The sequence below is a fragment of the Secundilactobacillus malefermentans DSM 5705 = KCTC 3548 genome (assembly GCF_001436395.1).
GTDB classification, from domain to species: Bacteria; Bacillota; Bacilli; order Lactobacillales; family Lactobacillaceae; genus Secundilactobacillus; species Secundilactobacillus malefermentans.
In genome coordinates this window covers 1-16,085 of the sequence record NZ_AZGJ01000043.1, presented here as the reverse complement: position 1 = coordinate 16,085, position 16,085 = coordinate 1, and the positions used below count along the sequence as shown (strand labels likewise).

Sequence of the window (16,085 nt, the reverse complement as noted above, 5' to 3'; positions counted from 1 at the left end):
GATGTTAACCAATCGCCCATTTAACCCCGATGGTACTTGGGGACAGAAAACAAAAACCGAATACATTTTAGATAGTCATGGTAATAAAACTAAGACCCCTGCAGGGAATGTGAGAAACCGAAAAATTTGGTTGGTTGATTGGGATAAAAAAGAAAAAATCAATCAATGGCGGCACAATTGGGCGGTTAGTGTAAATCAAGTTTTAGAGCAAAAAAATATTCCCGATCGGATCAGCGAAAAATCATTTATCGAGGAGGGAATAGATGATACACCAACTCAACATGAGGGAATCAATAGTAAGCGGCATGAAAGAAAAGAATTTAACCAACAAGTTAAGAATTATCGTAAGTCCAAAGCTGGCTATAAAAACAACCAAGAAAAAGTAATTAATAGAGGTCATTTAGATAGCCTAACTGAAACTTGAAAGTATGAAGACAGACTGATCCCTTGGTATCACAGGGCATATTTTAATTAATTTAACCATTTAGCTTGCTGTTAACAGCGAAACTAACCGTTTCGGCAAAAATGTGAAGAACTGATTCATCATCTGAATAATTTGGGCTCTTCTTGCATAAACTTCATGATTAATAATCGTTTTTAACGAATTTAGAAGCCATACCAGTGCTTGAGACAACTCAATATCTGGCATGGCTTCGTTCATTATAAAGAATAAATCCCCAATGGTGCGATCATCCTGATTTTGCCGTTCCTGCCAAGCTAATAGGTCATAAGTCATCATGACAATTGCTAAATGCCCACAAAGCCCGTCATAATTTTGAACTTGTGATTTGTCGAGCCGCAAGTATTGCTTGGCAACTTTAAAGTAATTCTCAATTTGCCATCTTCGGGCGTATAGTTGAATGATCTCTTGTGGCTGAAGGCCTAACTGAGTCGTTGCCAGTACTAGGTAGTCATCTTGACGGGCCCGATTAGCCACAAATACCAAGCGAAGCTTGAATTTTTGGTTCCCGACGTGCGCTTCGACAAAGCAGCTGTATTGATAAGCTTGCTTGGGTTGATATTTTGAGGCCTGCAGTCGCTTGTATAATGCTTTAACTGAATATTGCCGTCCGCGATATTGATAGTAAATTTTGCTGGACCGTTTAAGCATGCCCACGCCGTTTAATCCCAACTTGGTTAATTCATAGAACATTTTTGGTGAGCTATACCAGCTATCAAATAACACATAGTCAGCTAGAACGCCATTTGCGAGGGCTTGCTTGACAAGTTGCAATGAAACGAGGTTCATTTTTTGCTGTGCTTGGCGACGTCTCCGGCCAGCAATTGTTCGTTGATCGGTTGTTTTAGCTGATTTTCCAAGGACGTTTTGTGGCTTCTTGGAAGACATTAATGCAAAGTTGATCGGTAAGAATGTATTGGCGTCACTCCAACCCAAAGTTAAAGCCCGGTATCCCTTAATATATAACTGTTTGTCATGGTCAAAGACTCGCGCTAGTAATTCGGTTTGGGTGGCGTACTCACGGGAAAAGAGTGTATCGTCAATGATCAATGCTAACCGCCGCCGGCGGTCAATAAACGGTCGTAAATGCTTGATTAAATGACTCCCAACTTGACAAATCAAGCGTTGCCAATTGATCCGGCCATCGTTCAAATTATTTCTGACGGTGCGACTGGTAAAGTTAGGTGTTTCATGGGCTCGATAAAGCGAGCGTCCCAGGAACTTTGTCGTGAGCAGCCATTCAATGACCTTCATCAAGCTGATTTCTGAATGCCGGCGATAATTCACCAACTTGGTGAGTTTAGATAGACCAATGAGGGAAGTAAATTGATGAACAATATTGTGAAGCTCGTTTTCTGTATTTTTTTGTCTTATAATATTCATGACGTAAGTATCCTTTGTATCTTGGTTTTGGTCGACTAAAGTATACAACGCAGGAGAGCTTGCGTTTATTTTTTTGCCAAAAAAGCCAATAACCACACGCCTTTGGCGTGATTATTAGCTTTCAAGTTTCAGTTCTTAGTTTTATCGGTTATTACGCCATTAACCAAAATAGTTTGAATTTCAAACTATTTTAGGTTATGATGTGGGATGTTCAAAATTTGGACATGGATGAAGTGAAATCAACCAAATTTTTTTGACAATTTAGTTCGAAAGTCGAATTAATCTGGCGTGATACTTGATCAGTTTTGCAACCGAAAGGAAGAAAGCAATGAGTGTATTAGATGCAGCTAAAATTATGGATCTAATTCCCAATCGATATCCAATTTTGTTTATGGATAAAGTCGATGAATTAAATCCGGGTGAATCGATCGTTTGTACCAAAAACGTCACAATTAACGAGGAATTTTTCCAAGGCCATTTTCCTGGAAATCCAGTTATGCCCGGCGTATTAATTATCGAGTCGCTTGCTCAAGCAGCTTCGATTTTAATTCTCAAGACGGAAAAATATCGTGGCAAGACAGCTTACCTTGGTGCCATTGATAATGCCAAATTCAGAAAAGTTGTTCGTCCGGGTGATGTTTTGAAGCTACATGTTGAAATGGAAAAACAGCGTGACAACATGGGTAAAGTTAAATGCGCTGCCAAAGTTGAAGACAAAGTGGCTTGTTCCGCCGACTTAACGTTCATTGTTCCAAATCCAGATAAAAAGATTTAGACCGAGAGTGAATGAGGAGATTTAATGAATGAATTCGACGAGTGATGAAATTAAAGATGATTACAATTTCATAAGTGAGGCTTTGATAGATATTTATGATCAGATAATGCGAATTGAAGAGAGTGAAATTCGAAAGAGTCGATTTAAGGACATCACTGCAAAAGAATTGCATCTTATTCATACAATTGGCCTTCATGATCGGAAAACAACTTCAGAAGTATCACGTGTTTTGAAGTTAAGTAAAGGGACGTTAACTGCCAATCTTAATAACCTTGAGAAAAAAGGCTACATCATTCGAATGATTAACCAACAGGACCGTCGGATTATCAACCTTGGGCTGACGAGTAAGGGCAGATTGCTTTATCGTGCCCACTATGCGTTCCATCGCCAGTTGGTTGAAAGTTGCTTAAAGGGATTTGACGGATCCGATATTCGAAAGATGCGGCAGGCATTGGTTAACGTTGAGAAATTTATTGACGAGGTTTCATCAAAATGAAATTTGAAGATTTCAAAATAGTAGCTACGGCGAGTCAAGTGCCTGAGCGAGTTGTTGATAATCATGAACTTTCAACGATGATGGACACCTCTGATGAGTGGATCGTTAAGCGAACGGGAATTAAGCGTCGGCATATTGCCGTTACTGAAACTACAAGCTCACTTTGTACCAGCGTTGCTCAGCAATTACTTGCTCAAAGCGAACTGCAGCCTGACGATATTGATTTGATCGTTGTTGCAACCATGTCACCTGATTATTTAACACCTTCTACCAGTGCAACTGTGCAAGGAAACATTGGTGCTACTAAGGCGATGGCGTTTGATATTGATGCAGCCTGCTCAGGGTTTGTTTATGGATTGAAGCTAATTCGGCAAATGCTGATGGCAGATCATAAAAAGAATGCCATTTTAATTGGTGGTGAAACGTTAAGTAAGCTTTTGGATTGGTCTGATCGATCCACTGCCGTTTTGTTTGGTGATGGTGCCGGTGGGGTTTTGGTTACGAACGAGACAACTGCTGATGGGTCATATCTTGCAGATAGTATGACAACCCTTGGCAGTCTTGGTGGCTATTTAACGGCTGGTAAGACTGGTCAGCCATCACCATTTTCATCAGATCATCAACCATTCAAGCCGTTCTTTAAGATGAATGGTCGGCGTGTTTATCAATTCGCGGTTAAGAATGTTCCCGATTCGGTTAACCATGCATTATCGGTGGCTAAATTAGCACCGACAGATGTTGACCACTATGTCCTTCATCAAGCGAACGTTCGAATTGTCGAGCGGATTGCGGATGAACTCGAGCTGCCAATGACCAAATTTCCGGTTAACATCGGTGAATTTGGGAATACCGCAGCTGCCAGCGAACCGATCTTGTTGGATCAGCTAGTAAAACACAACATTATCAAACGTGGCGATACAATTGCGTTAAGTGGCTTCGGTGGTGGCTTAACAGTTGGAACCATGTTACTGACTTATTAACGATATTGCTCATAGAAAATTAATTAATCAAATTAAAAACAAACAACTATATTGGAGGAAATTAATGATGACTAAAGAAGAAGTATTTAACAAGGTAAAGGATATTATCGTGGACCAATTGGATGTTGATGCAGACAAAATTAAAGAAGACACTAATTTCAAGAATGATCTTTATATTGACAGTTTGGATATCTTCGAAGTTGTTGCCAAAATTGAAGATACTTATGATATCGAAATTGAAACTGACGAAGGTATGGAAACTGTTGGTGGTTTGGTAGATTACGTTCTTAAACAACAAACTAAGTAGGTTGATACTTTGAGATTAAGTTATTTATTTAGCGGTCAGGGAAAACAATTTCCCGAGATGGGGCAGGACCTTTACCAACAAGAGGTAATTTATCGTCAAACCATTGAGGAAGCTTCTGCTGCACTTAATATGGATTTGAGTAAATCAGAGGTTATGGATGATCCCAATAATGTCCAGGTCGCCATTGTCGCAATGAGTACCGGTATTTTTCGGATTCTTGAAAAAGAATTCGGATCACCAGTGGGCGCTGCTGGATTGAGCCTTGGCGAATATAGTGCAATTATAGCTGCTCGTGGTGTTCAGTTTGCTGATACGCTAAAGCTGGTTCGTGATCGTTCTCGCTATATGGATAAAGCAGGAAAAGATCATCCGGGTAAAATGGCAGCTGTTCTTAAGGCAAACGCTGATTTAGTCCGTGAAGCCTGCCGGGTTCGTGCTCAAGCAGGTGATATTTACCCAGCTAATTTTAATACCGATTCGCAGATTGTTATCGGGGGTACACAGGCCGGTTTGGACGCAGCAACCACTTATCTTCATGAACATGGGATTAAGCGGGTTGTTCCGTTAAAAATGACGGTTGCTTCTCATACTCCGTTTATGCAAGAAGCAAGTGATTTATTAGCTGATCGAATTCAAACTGTTGACTTTCATGAGTTTAAGTTTCCTGTTATTAGTAATACAACAATGACCCAATTTGATGTTGCCAATATGAAACAGACGCTGGTTGATCAGTTGGTTAATCCGACCCATTTCATTGATTGCCTCAAAGCCTTAGTCAATTTGGGCAGTGATACGATGATTGAAATCGGTCCGGGTGATACGTTGATGAAGTTTGCAAAATCGTTATCAACTGTTGACACACTACATATTGATAGTGTTAAGACATTGAATGATGTCAGATCAAATGTAAAGTTGGTGAAATAATGAGTGAAGCAAAACAAATTGCATTAGTAACCGGTGCCGCAAAGGGGATCGGATTAGCGATTGCCAAAAGGCTTTCAAAAGATGGTATGACAGTTGTTTTAAATACGCACCATGCTTTAGATGATGATGTGAAGCAGCAATTAAGTGATCAGGGAGTTACTTTTGATAATTTGGTTGGCGACGTGGCCAACGAAGATGATGCCCAAGCAATGATTGACAGTTTGCTGGAAAAATATGGTCAAATTGATGTTTTAGTAAACAATGCGGGCATTAACCGCGACAAATTATTGAGCCGCACTAAGCTGTCGGATTTTAAAGCAGTTATTGACACAAATTTAATTGGCGCGTTTAACATGACCAAGTTTGCAATGAAGTCAATGCAAAAGAGTCGTTCTGGTGTCATTGTCAACATTTCCAGTATTTCAGGCTTGCATGGTAATATTGGGCAGGCTAATTATTCCGCTAGTAAAGCTGGACTAGTCGGTTTGACAAAAACAGCCGCTCGTGAAGGGGCTTTACGTAATATTCGTTGTAATGCTGTTGCTCCGGGAATGATTGAAACCGATATGACTGGAAAAATGAGCGAACGTCGTCAAAAAGAATTCACTGATCAAATTCCGTTGAAACGATTTGGCCGACCGGAAGAAATTGCCGACGCAGTTTCGTTCTTGGTGCATAATGATTATTTAACAGGTCAAGTCATCACAATTGATGGTGGATTAACAATTTAATTGCTAAAGGAGAAAAATTCATGAACAGAGTCGTTGTTACTGGAATGGGTGCCGTTACCCCACTCGGAAATGATATTGATAGTTTTCTGACCAACTTATTAAATTCGAAGGTTGGCATTAATAAGATTACCAAATTTGATGCAGAAGCAACTGGAATTTCTGTTGCCGGTGAAGTCAAGGACTTTGACGCAATGAAGCGCTTGGACCGAAAAACCGCAAAGCGAAATGATCTGTTTATCAATTACGCGCTATATAGTGCTCACGAAGCGATGGAAATGGCTGGCTTGAATGAAGACAATATCAAACCAGAGGAACTAGGCGTCATTTATGGTTCAGGAATTGGTGGTTTGACGACCATTCAAGAGCAAGTCATCAAGATGCACGACAAAGGACCTAAGCGGGTATCACCTCTCTTTGTGCCTAATTCCATTGTTAATATGGCTGCCGGTGATATTTCAATTGCCTTCAAGGCCCGTAACACCAGTCAAGCTATTGTGACTGCCTGTTCGTCAGGGACTAATGCAATTGGCAATGCCTTTGAATATATTAAAGAAGGAAAAGCTGAGGCAATGATTGCAGGCGGAACTGAAGCTTCAGTAAATGAAATTGGTATTTCAGGATTTGCTGCAATTACGGCATTATCGAAGACCGAAGATCCAATGAAAGCGTCAATTCCGTTTGATAAAGACCGAAATGGTTTTGTAATGGGTGAAGGTTCTGGAACCCTGGTCTTGGAAAGTTATGACCATGCCAAAGCACGTGGCGCTAAGATCCTTGCTGAGATTGTTGGTTATGGAACGACTAGTGATGCTTACCATATGACAGCGCCTGATCCAGAGGGAACCGGCGCTAAACGGGCAATGCAAATGGCCATTGACGAGGCTGAAATTGATGCCACTGATGTTGACTATATTAACGCGCACGGAACAAGTACTCATGCCAATGACAGCGCTGAATCCAAGGCAATCAATGTGGTCTTCTCAAAGAATGATCATGTTAAGGTAAGCAGTACCAAAGGGATGACTGGCCACGCATTGGGCGCAGCCGGTGCGATTGAGGCTGTTGCAACAATCGGCGCAATTCAAAGAAACCAAATGCCGGTAAATGTGGGTGTTGTTAACCAAGATGAAGAATGTGATGTTGATTTAGTTGATGACACCAATAAGAAAACAACTGTTAACTATGCAATCAGTAACTCATTTGGATTTGGAGGACACAACGCTGTAATTGCATTTAAGGGATGTGATTAAAGTTATGGACGAGAAGGAAATTGAACGGTTATTAGATAAGTTTGATAAATCATCACTCAAAAACTTTGAGTTAACGCAGGATGATTTTAAATTGGCATTGAGTAAACGTGAGGCTGGTGACCAAGTTGTTGTAGGTGAGCCAACATTAACAACACCTAATGACACTGTTAGCGCACCTAAACCGACGTCAAAACAATCACAGAATGAATCAACAACGCCAGCTGTTAATTCGGCAGCTGATGTCGCCGAAATTAAAGCACCGCTGGTAGGTGTTATCTATTTCGCGCCAAGTCCCGATAAGCCTGCCTTTAAAAAGCAGGGCGATAAAGTTGAAAAAGGGGACGTTGTCTGCGTTATTGAAGCAATGAAGATGATCAATGAAGTTAAGAGTGATGTTTCAGGAACAATTTCAAATATCTTGGTTGAGGATGGCAGTATGGTTGAGTATGATCAACCGCTGTTTCAAGTTAAGAAGGGATAGATAATAATGACACCCAACGTAAATGATGTGATTCCCCAACGCTATCCTTTTGAAATGATTGACCGCTTTTTGGATGTTCAAGCAGGTGTTAAGGCAAGATCGGTGAAACTGATTTCCATTAATGAATGGTTCTTTGCCAACCAGCCGGTTAACCGGTTAGTTGTCCCACGGCCAATTATGATTGAGGCAATGGCTCAGACTGGGGTTGCTGCCATTCTGTCATTACCAAAATATCAAGGGAAAAATGTGTTTTTTGGCGGCATAAAAAACGCCACTTTTCAAGATGATTTTCGACCAGGCGACCGGTTAATCTTTGAAGTGGAAATGAAAAAGCTCAAAATGAACATTGGATTAGGTCACGGATCGATTATTCGAGACGGTCAAGTGATTTGTGAGGCCGACCTGATATTTGCGGTGGAATGAGAAACCTGGCTCATTTCGGGAATGAATCCAAATGGCGTTCCAAAACGTTTTTAAGTACAAGAAGTTAGTGTAAAGTTTTAGTAGGAAAGTGAAAAAAAGCCTTTTCAAAACACGAGAAGACCGTTAATCTTCTAATTAGGTTGGTAGCCAAAAATTAGGAGGTAACGGTCTTCATGTCTCAAATCTTAACAGAAATCATGACAGTTTTAAAGGATAGTAATAGTTTATTTAATGCGGAACAAGATTTAATGATTCGGTGTCAAGCGTTGATTGCCACTGCTTTAGGTCAAGCACTAGAAGAGTTGGATGATCTTTTAATTGGTGAAACAAAATACCAAGAAATTGTCGGTAAACGCGAAAGAACTTTGAATTTCATGTGTGGGGCCGTAACTTTCAAACGCCGGTTAGTGAAGCTAGCTGATAAAAAGTATGTCTTTCCTTTGGATCGTTATTTGCAGTTAATTCCACGAAGTAGATTTTCACCCTTAATGGTCGAAAAGGTTGCCAAGCTAGCTTCACATAGTGTTTTACGGACAACGGCTTTGGCTGTTAACCTTTTAACCCCACTTTCTATCAGTCGTCAAAAAGTTGGTCAACTTTATCAAGCAGCCGGTACGCAATGTGAAAAGCAGCGTGAAGAAACCACATTAGTGAACATCGAAAAGAAACGGCGAGTTCCTTATCTGTATTTGGAAGGCGATGCCTTTTGTGTGGCCTTAAAGGCTAAGCAACACCATAAAAATGTCTTTATTCATCGACTGCAACTAACGGAAGGTATTAGCCAAAATGGCCAGCGCCGACAGACGTTAAACCGACATGTATTTACGGGATTAAACCGGCAAGCAGTTTTTAATCAAGTACAAGATTATCTCGATCAGAATTATGATTTACGAGCAACTACAATGATTACCGGTAGCGATAATGGGAGTGGCTATGAACCATCCTGCTTTGATGAATTAGCGGTTGGGGCCAAAAAACATGAGCACTTTTTAGATCGTTATCACTTGAACCGAAAAATTCGTAGTCGATTAAGCAAGATGCCTAAAATTCTGCAAAGTAAACTATTTCAGGGTGTGCATAATTGGGATAATGATCAAGTTCAAATTGTCCTTGATACGTGTGAGTTCCAAGCCAATGATGCGGATAGTCTGGAAGCAATTCAGCTTTTACGGAGTTACTTGAAACGTAACTGGAATTATTTAAAGCCAGCTGACAAGCGCAGCTTAGCTACCGAAACCGTGTGTTTAGGTGGCTGTGAAAGTAATCATCGACGCTTTACCTATCGGTTAAAACATCAAGGTCGCTCTTGGAGTAAAGCTGGATTGAAGGCGATGATTGCGGTGATTACCAGTGAAATTAACGGGCAATTAGAAACGGCAATGATAAAGATGCCCAATACCTTGCCAATAAGCATCATGCCAGTTAAAGTGGCCGCTAGTTATTTTCTTAAACAGCCTTTTACGCAACATCAAGGAATTAGGCACGGCAGTATTTCATTAGACGCAGCAACTAGCAGTGCTATGGGTAATTTGGTGAAGGCTATTTCATAGGATTTGAATAACAGGTGGAGTGGAGGCGTTGGTGAAAGAGTGTGTCGATGTCACTTAGCGATTTATCGCTTAGAGACATGGGAGACTGGAGAGATCCACTTTTGGCCTGAAGGGCAAGAAGTTAGCTCGTAAGCGACCCACACGGCCCCGCATCAACGCCGGAACGAAACAAAAAGTAGTTAAAAACATAAATAAAATCTAATTAGAGACACTACCTACTAAAGCTTGACACATACGTACAAGAAGGTGAGCATATGTTTAAAAAAGTATTAGTGGCAAATCGTGGCGAAATTGCTGTGCAAATTATCAGAGCACTTCATGACATGAATATTGAAGCAGTTGCTGTTTATTCCAGTGCTGATAAGGAGAGCTTGTTTGTTCATTTAGCTGATGAGGCGATCTGTATTGGCGGTGCCCAGCCGAGTGATTCTTATTTAAATATGGCCCAAATTATGAGTGCCGCAACTTTAACTGGTTGTGAAGCCATTCATCCCGGGTACGGTTTTCTCTCTGAGAATGCTGAGTTTGCGGAAATGTGTGAGTCTTGTCATATTCAATTCATTGGTCCTAGCCATCAATTGATTTCACTGATGGGTGACAAGGCTAACGCCAGAGAGGCAATGAAGTCCGCGGGCGTTCCGGTGATCCCTGGTAGCGAGGGTGATGTCACTTCAGTTGATCAAGCTGAACGGATTGCTGAAAAAATTGGTTTCCCAGTTTTATTGAAATCCGCTGCCGGTGGTGGTGGTAAAGGTATCCGTGAGGTTGATCGGCCAGAAGAGCTTCGTGATTCATTCGAGCAGTGCCAACGTGAGGCCAAGGCATCATTTGGTGATGATAGTATGTATGTTGAAAAACTAATCCGAGATGCCAAACATGTTGAAATGCAGGTGATTGCGGATAATTTTGGCCACGTTGTCTATTTACCGGAACGTGACTGTTCTCTGCAACGAAATCATCAAAAGGTAGTTGAAGAAAGTCCATGTATTTTGATTTCTCCTGAAGAACGTCAGGAATTAGGTGAAATTGTTGCCAAGGCAACGCTTAAACTTGGTTATACAAATACTGGGACCTACGAATTTTTGATGGATCACGATCACCATTTTTACTTTATGGAAATGAATACTCGTCTTCAGGTTGAACATACGATTACCGAAGAAGTTACCGGCATTGAGCTGGTAAAGGGTCAGTTAGCCGTTGCTGCTAATGAAGTATTACCCTTTGTTCAAGCAGATGCGACTGTTAAGGGACATGCTTTGGAGTGTCGATTAAATGCCGAAGACCCCGAAAACAACTTTGCTCCTCAACCCGGGAAAATTACCCATTTATTTTTCCCTGATGGGTCATTGGGTGTCCGAATTGATGCTGGTGTGACCAACGGCAGTTTTATTTCACCTTTTTATGATTCAATGATCGCTAAATTAATCGTTCATTTAAATGACCGGAATGCGGTCATTGCGAAGATGAAACGGGTGTTAAGTGAGCTTGAAATTACGGGTGTCATAACCAATCAAGCCTTTTTATATGAGTTAGTTACATCTGATCGATTTAAACAGGGAACCTACTCAACTAGTTTTATTGAAAATGATGTTCTTGCTGGTAGGAGGGGATTAAATGCTGCAAAGTCGGTTTAAAATGCCCAGTCGTGATGAATTAAAAAAGCGAATGGATAAAATCCCCGATAACTTAATGAAAGAATGCCCAATTTGCCATACAACGTTTTTTTCGATGAGAATGGGCAAGCAGCGAACCTGCCCTAATTGTGGATTTGGTTTTCGAATTACGGCTCGCAGGCGGGCTAAGATTACGTTTGATACCTTTGACGAAATGGATGCAGACGTAACGGTTCCCGACCAATATGACGATAAGAAGTATCGGGGTAAAATTGCAAAAGCAAAAAAGGTAACCGGAATTAAGGAAAGTGTCTTGACTGGAATCGGGTCACTGGATCATCAAAAAGTGGCGGCCGGAATTATGGACCCATTCTTTATCATGGGTAGTCTTGGCAGTGCCACTGGTGAAAAAATTGTTCGATTGTTCGAAAAAGCAACCACTGAAAAGTTGCCGGTTGTCATGTTTACGGCTTCTGGTGGTGCGAGGATGCAGGAAGGGATCAAGTCACTGATGCAAATGGCAAAGGTGTCCCAGGCTGTTGAGGCTCACAGCAAAGCCGGACTGTTTTATCTGGTGGTTCTTTGTGATCCAACGACTGGTGGCGTTACTGCCAGTTTTGCAATGCAGGGCGACATTATTTTAGCCGAATCTCATGCTTTGGTTGGATTTGCTGGTCGCCGAGTCATTGAACAAACAATTATGAAGCAGCCACCCAAGAATTTTCAAAGGGCTGAAACTGTTTTGGATCACGGCTTTATCGATGCGATTGTTCCGCGGACCAATTTAAAGCAGACAATCTCTCAATTTTTGCGACTGCATCAGAGGGAGGCTAGTCATGGCTAAAAAAACAGCTTATCAACGTGTTCAGGCAGCCCGTGACAGTCATAAAATTTCAACGGATGAACTCATTCGTGGTTTGACAACTGATTTTTTTGAACTCCATGGAGATCGGTCTGATGGCGATGATCAAGCAGTAATCGGTGGCATTGGATTGTTAAAGGATGTACCGATTACGGTGGTTGGGATTCGTAAGGGTGCTGATACGGAAGAAAATATCAAGCGTCATTTCGGTAGCCCTGAACCGGAAGGCTATCGTAAAGCGCTTCGATTAATGCAACAGGCGGAAAAATTCCATCGACCGATTTTGGCGCTGGTGAATACGCCTGGCGCTTGGCCGGATGTGGATGCTGAATATCACGGTATTGGTTCTGCAATTGCCAAGTGCTTACAAGTGGGCATGCAACTAAAGGTACCGTACATTAGTATCATTGTTGGTGAGGGTGGTAGTGGTGGCGCGATTGCGCTTGCCTGTGGCGACAAAGTATTTATGTTTGAAGATAGTATTTATTCCGTTTTGTCACCTGAAGGCTATGCCAGCATCATGTGGAAGGATTCATCAAAGGTCCAGCAAGCAGCTGAAGCCTTAAATTTAACACCAGAATGGTTACAAGAAAATGGTATTATTGATCAGATTATTCATGAATACCACTCTGGTGAGAATTTAGGCCCACTACGTGACTTTCTGGCAAATCAGTTTAATGAACTGGCTAATTTACCGATTGACGAGTTATTACGCCAACGTGAGCAACGTTACCGGAATTTTTAAAAGAAAAATTATTTGGAGGCCGAATTAAATGAGTGGCTTTTTAGATGGAAAAACAATTGTGATCATGGGGGTCGCAAATAAACGCAGTATTGCTTGGGGATGTACCCAGGCAATTATTGATCAAGGCGCTAAGGTTATTTTAACTTATCAAAATGATCGAATTAAGAAGAGCTTACAACGATTTGTTCCTGAAGATTCAGAATTAGTAGAATGTGACGTTGCTGATGATGACAACATTAAAAATGCATTCGAAGAGATTGGTAATAAGTATGGCAAAATTGATGGTGTGATTCATGCAATCGCTTATGCTGACCGTGAGACATTGACGTCTGGGCTGGTACATACTACTCGTGAAGGATACGATTTGGCTCAAAACATTAGTGCCTACTCATTGATTGCAGTGAGTCGTTATGCACAACCAATCCTAAATGACCCTTCAAGTATTGTAACTTTGACTTATTTTGGTTCAACTCGGGCCATTCCAAATTACAATATGATGGGTGTTGCCAAAGCGGCCTTGGAAGCCAACGTTCGCTATTTAGCTTCAGATTTAGGGGTGAATGGGATTCGAGTAAACGCAATTTCTGCGGGTGCGGTTAAGACATTAGCAGTTACCGGCATTAAGCATCATGGTGAATTGTTAAAGGAATCGGAGTCGAGAACCGTTGATCAAAAGAGCGTTACAACAACCGAAATCGGAAATGTGGCTGCCTTTTTGATGAGTGATCTGGCAACTGGAATGACCGGCGACGTGGTTTACGTTGATAAGGGTGTGCATCTTATTTAAAGAGAGTGATCAAATCAGCGGTTAGATCCCAGAATATAAGCCAGCCCATCTAATATTCTGGTTTTGAATATTAGATGGGCTGGCTTATATGGCCGGGAGCTGCTGATTTGATCACGTTTCGGCTAAGAAACATAGGCGAGTTCTCGGCATTCTGGTTTTGAATTCCGACCTTGGTTTATCTTATGTGTAAAACTAATAGATTATCGACGAAGAATGGGATCTTGATTTAAGAGTGAGGTAGGGACAAATGATGGATCATCAGGCTCAAATTTTACATGCATTGTTAGCGGCCGACCATCGCTACGTTTCAGGAAATGAACTTGCCCGGCAGTTTAAGATTAGTCGTCCGGCAGTGTATAACAATATTTTGAAACTGGAACGTTGTGGTCATCAAATTGATACGAAAAAAGGTTTGGGATATTGCTATGAGCAGTCTGGATATTTAAATTCTCAAGTCATTAATCATTATCGCACGACAACGTATCCGGTTGATGTCCAGACATTTGACACCTTAACTTCAACTAATGATTTTGCTAAGCAATTTTGCAGTTCCCGAGTTGTGACTCGTGCCCAGGCTTTTGTGACTGACACGCAAACTAGTGGCCATGGCCGCTTGGGGCGTCATTTTTATTCACCTCGTCATAGTGGTATTTACATGAGTATACTTGTGCCAATTCAAAATCGGGATACCATTCATTCTGGTTTAATTACAACCAGCACCGCCGTTTGTGTTGTTCGGGCATTAAAACAATTCTTTCCCCAAGTCGATTTTCGGGTTAAGTGGGTTAATGACATTCTAGCCCACGATAAAAAATGTGGGGGCATTTTAACCGAAACGATTTCCAGCTTAGAGGATGGATCCCATGAAAATGTGATTGTTGGCATTGGTTTAAACGTTGATTCTAATCATTATCCAGATGATATTAAACATAAAGCCGGCTCAATTGTGAGCCAAAGCCAAATTGATCGCAATCGAATCGTTGCCAGTATTATTGATAATTTCTTTTATATGTATCAGACTTATCGAACGGGCAGCTTTTTAAAGGCCTATTCTGAACTATCGGAAACGCTTGGTCAAAAGATTGAGGTTGTTATGGGGACAAGAACCATTACCGGTGTTGCACGTCATTTTAATGATGAAGGCGCATTGGTGATTCAAGAAGAAAATGGTAAGTTAATCACAGTGGCTAGTGGTGAAGTAACTAAGGTTTATTTACCGGAAAATGGCTATCATGGTTAGCCATTTTTTTGATAGCATGGTTAACCCAAACTCATAATTTGGTTAACCATTAAAATAATAAATGATGGGATAATTATCAATGAAAATAAAAGAAATCGTTCAAACATCGTTAATTGCTGCAACAATCATTATTTTAGGGATGATTCCACCGTTGCCACTAGGAATCATTCCGGTACCAGTGGTAATGCAAAATCTGGGAATTATGCTGGCTGGAGCGTTGTTGGGATCAAAACGAGGAACCATTGCAGTTGCACTTGTCCTGTTACTTGCATTAATTGGTTTTCCGGTATTAAGTGGTGGTTCAGCGGGGCCGGCTGTTTTTGTTGGACCAACTGGTGGTTATCTGTTTGGGTGGCTAATGGCACCTTCAATCATGGGATATGGTCTTTCGCAGCCATTTGTCAATCGCGCATGGTCAAAGATGGCTGTTATTTGGCTGGTTGGCGTCTTATTTGTTGATTTGGTTGGCTCAATTTGGTTATGGCTAGTCAGCCCGATTTCATTGGTTAATTCACTGATTTCAAATTTGGCCTTTATTCCTGGTGATACGTTAAAGTCGATCGCTGTTTATCTGGTTGCGGTTCGGGTTCAGGCATTGACGCATGTTTCTACCCGCTAGCCTAAGAAGATTATGTCTTTAGCACTTTTTTATTAATAATAAAAGGAGGATGGGATAATAGTCATTTATCCCATCCTCTGTTCGTGTAAACACGATTGTTACCGAGCGAAAACGCGGGACAAAAGGCAACTCCCGGCCGTATAACTGAATTATCCAAATATTCAAGTTCAGAATATTCGGATAATCCAATTACACTCTGGAAGTTAAACGCCTTTTGCCCCGCTCTGCTTCTTTATTATTGAATTAAATTAATTTTAAATAAATGGCGAATAATTAATGGAAGAAGACGTTGAGAATCATAACCATGCCAATCCCGACAACGGAAATGATCGATTCCAAAACGGTCCATGTTTGTAATGTTTGTTTGATTGTTAAAGGTAAATTTTATAATTAATTCAAACAAAAATTAAATATGCAATCACTTCATAAATTATATCCATTAGGGTATACCCTAGTGGC

The 16,085-nt window shown here is 41.1% G+C and carries 17 protein-coding genes and 2 pseudogenes; 17 read left to right on the top strand and 2 right to left on the bottom strand.

Annotated elements, in window-relative coordinates; all coding sequences use genetic code 11:
* Positions 1 to 418, top strand: a pseudogene (locus FD44_RS07885) (MobA/MobL family protein); the annotation flags it as partial.
* Positions 419 to 484: 66 nt separating this feature from the next.
* Here the strand turns inward: FD44_RS07885 and FD44_RS07880 are convergent.
* Entirely contained in the window at positions 485 to 1,843 is a 1,359-nt protein-coding gene (locus tag FD44_RS07880; protein WP_056973869.1) for an IS4 family transposase, read from the bottom strand.
* A 328-nt stretch (positions 1,844 to 2,171) separates the two neighbouring features.
* On the opposite strand from FD44_RS07880, the gene fabZ reads away from it, so the two are divergent.
* The 16 genes from fabZ (at position 2,172) to FD44_RS07800 (ending at position 15,626) form a co-directional block, all read left to right on the top strand.
* Entirely contained in the window at positions 2,172 to 2,618 is a 447-nt protein-coding gene (gene fabZ, locus FD44_RS07875; RefSeq protein WP_056973862.1) for a 3-hydroxyacyl-ACP dehydratase FabZ, read from the top strand.
* Between the two features lie 28 nt (positions 2,619 to 2,646).
* Complete coding sequence (locus FD44_RS07870) at positions 2,647 to 3,114, top strand: MarR family winged helix-turn-helix transcriptional regulator (RefSeq protein WP_056973860.1); 468 nt, start codon at positions 2,647 to 2,649, stop codon at positions 3,112 to 3,114.
* Positions 3,111 to 4,094, top strand: coding sequence for a beta-ketoacyl-ACP synthase III (locus FD44_RS07865; RefSeq protein WP_056973858.1), 984 nt, complete (start codon positions 3,111 to 3,113; stop codon positions 4,092 to 4,094). The genes FD44_RS07870 and FD44_RS07865 overlap by 4 nt, the downstream gene beginning before the upstream one ends.
* Before the next feature lie 67 nt (positions 4,095 to 4,161).
* On the top strand, positions 4,162 to 4,401 hold the full coding sequence (locus FD44_RS07860; protein WP_056973867.1) for an acyl carrier protein: 240 nt from the start codon (positions 4,162 to 4,164) through the stop codon (positions 4,399 to 4,401).
* A gap of 9 nt (positions 4,402 to 4,410) precedes the next feature.
* The gene (locus FD44_RS07855) at positions 4,411 to 5,325 is read left to right on the top strand and encodes an ACP S-malonyltransferase (RefSeq protein ID WP_056973856.1); all 915 of its coding nucleotides are present in this window, start codon (positions 4,411 to 4,413) and stop codon (positions 5,323 to 5,325) included.
* A complete protein-coding gene (gene fabG / locus FD44_RS07850; protein ID WP_056973854.1) occupies positions 5,325 to 6,056 on the top strand; it encodes a 3-oxoacyl-[acyl-carrier-protein] reductase in 732 nt (243 codons plus the stop codon). The genes FD44_RS07855 and fabG overlap by 1 nt, the downstream gene beginning before the upstream one ends.
* A 20-nt stretch (positions 6,057 to 6,076) precedes the next feature.
* Positions 6,077 to 7,306 (top strand): beta-ketoacyl-ACP synthase II, encoded by a 1,230-nt coding sequence (fabF, locus tag FD44_RS07845; protein WP_056973852.1) that lies wholly within the window; start codon positions 6,077 to 6,079, stop codon positions 7,304 to 7,306.
* Between the two features lie 4 nt (positions 7,307 to 7,310).
* Positions 7,311 to 7,787: an acetyl-CoA carboxylase biotin carboxyl carrier protein gene (gene accB / locus FD44_RS07840; RefSeq protein WP_056973865.1), complete on the top strand. Its 477-nt coding sequence runs from the start codon at positions 7,311 to 7,313 to the stop codon at positions 7,785 to 7,787.
* A 6-nt stretch (positions 7,788 to 7,793) separates the two neighbouring features.
* Positions 7,794 to 8,210: a 3-hydroxyacyl-ACP dehydratase FabZ family protein gene (locus FD44_RS07835; protein ID WP_056973850.1), complete on the top strand. Its 417-nt coding sequence runs from the start codon at positions 7,794 to 7,796 to the stop codon at positions 8,208 to 8,210.
* 173 nt (positions 8,211 to 8,383) lie between these two features.
* Positions 8,384 to 9,760 (top strand): ISLre2 family transposase, encoded by a 1,377-nt coding sequence (locus tag FD44_RS07830; RefSeq protein WP_056973847.1) that lies wholly within the window; start codon positions 8,384 to 8,386, stop codon positions 9,758 to 9,760.
* Between the two features lie 254 nt (positions 9,761 to 10,014).
* Complete coding sequence (locus tag FD44_RS07825; protein ID WP_056973845.1) at positions 10,015 to 11,394, top strand: acetyl-CoA carboxylase biotin carboxylase subunit; 1,380 nt, start codon at positions 10,015 to 10,017, stop codon at positions 11,392 to 11,394.
* On the top strand, positions 11,375 to 12,217 hold the full coding sequence (locus FD44_RS07820) for an acetyl-CoA carboxylase carboxyltransferase subunit beta (RefSeq protein WP_056973843.1): 843 nt from the start codon (positions 11,375 to 11,377) through the stop codon (positions 12,215 to 12,217). The genes FD44_RS07825 and FD44_RS07820 overlap by 20 nt, the downstream gene beginning before the upstream one ends.
* The gene (accA, locus tag FD44_RS07815; RefSeq protein WP_056973842.1) at positions 12,210 to 12,980 is read left to right on the top strand and encodes a carboxyltransferase subunit alpha; all 771 of its coding nucleotides are present in this window, start codon (positions 12,210 to 12,212) and stop codon (positions 12,978 to 12,980) included. Before FD44_RS07820 ends, accA begins: the two co-directional genes overlap by 8 nt.
* A 28-nt stretch (positions 12,981 to 13,008) precedes the next feature.
* Complete coding sequence (gene fabI / locus FD44_RS07810) at positions 13,009 to 13,767, top strand: enoyl-ACP reductase FabI (RefSeq protein ID WP_056973839.1); 759 nt, start codon at positions 13,009 to 13,011, stop codon at positions 13,765 to 13,767.
* 247 nt (positions 13,768 to 14,014) lie between these two features.
* Positions 14,015 to 15,007, top strand: a complete 993-nt coding sequence (locus FD44_RS07805; RefSeq protein WP_056973836.1) for a biotin--[acetyl-CoA-carboxylase] ligase — start codon at positions 14,015 to 14,017, stop codon at positions 15,005 to 15,007.
* A 79-nt stretch (positions 15,008 to 15,086) separates the two neighbouring features.
* Positions 15,087 to 15,626, top strand: coding sequence for a biotin transporter BioY (locus FD44_RS07800; RefSeq protein ID WP_056973834.1), 540 nt, complete (start codon positions 15,087 to 15,089; stop codon positions 15,624 to 15,626).
* Between the two features lie 273 nt (positions 15,627 to 15,899).
* Here the strand turns inward: FD44_RS07800 and FD44_RS10395 are convergent.
* Positions 15,900 to 16,001 (bottom strand): annotated as a pseudogene (locus FD44_RS10395) (hypothetical protein); the annotation flags it as partial.
* Between the last annotated feature and the right edge of the window lie 84 nt (positions 16,002 to 16,085).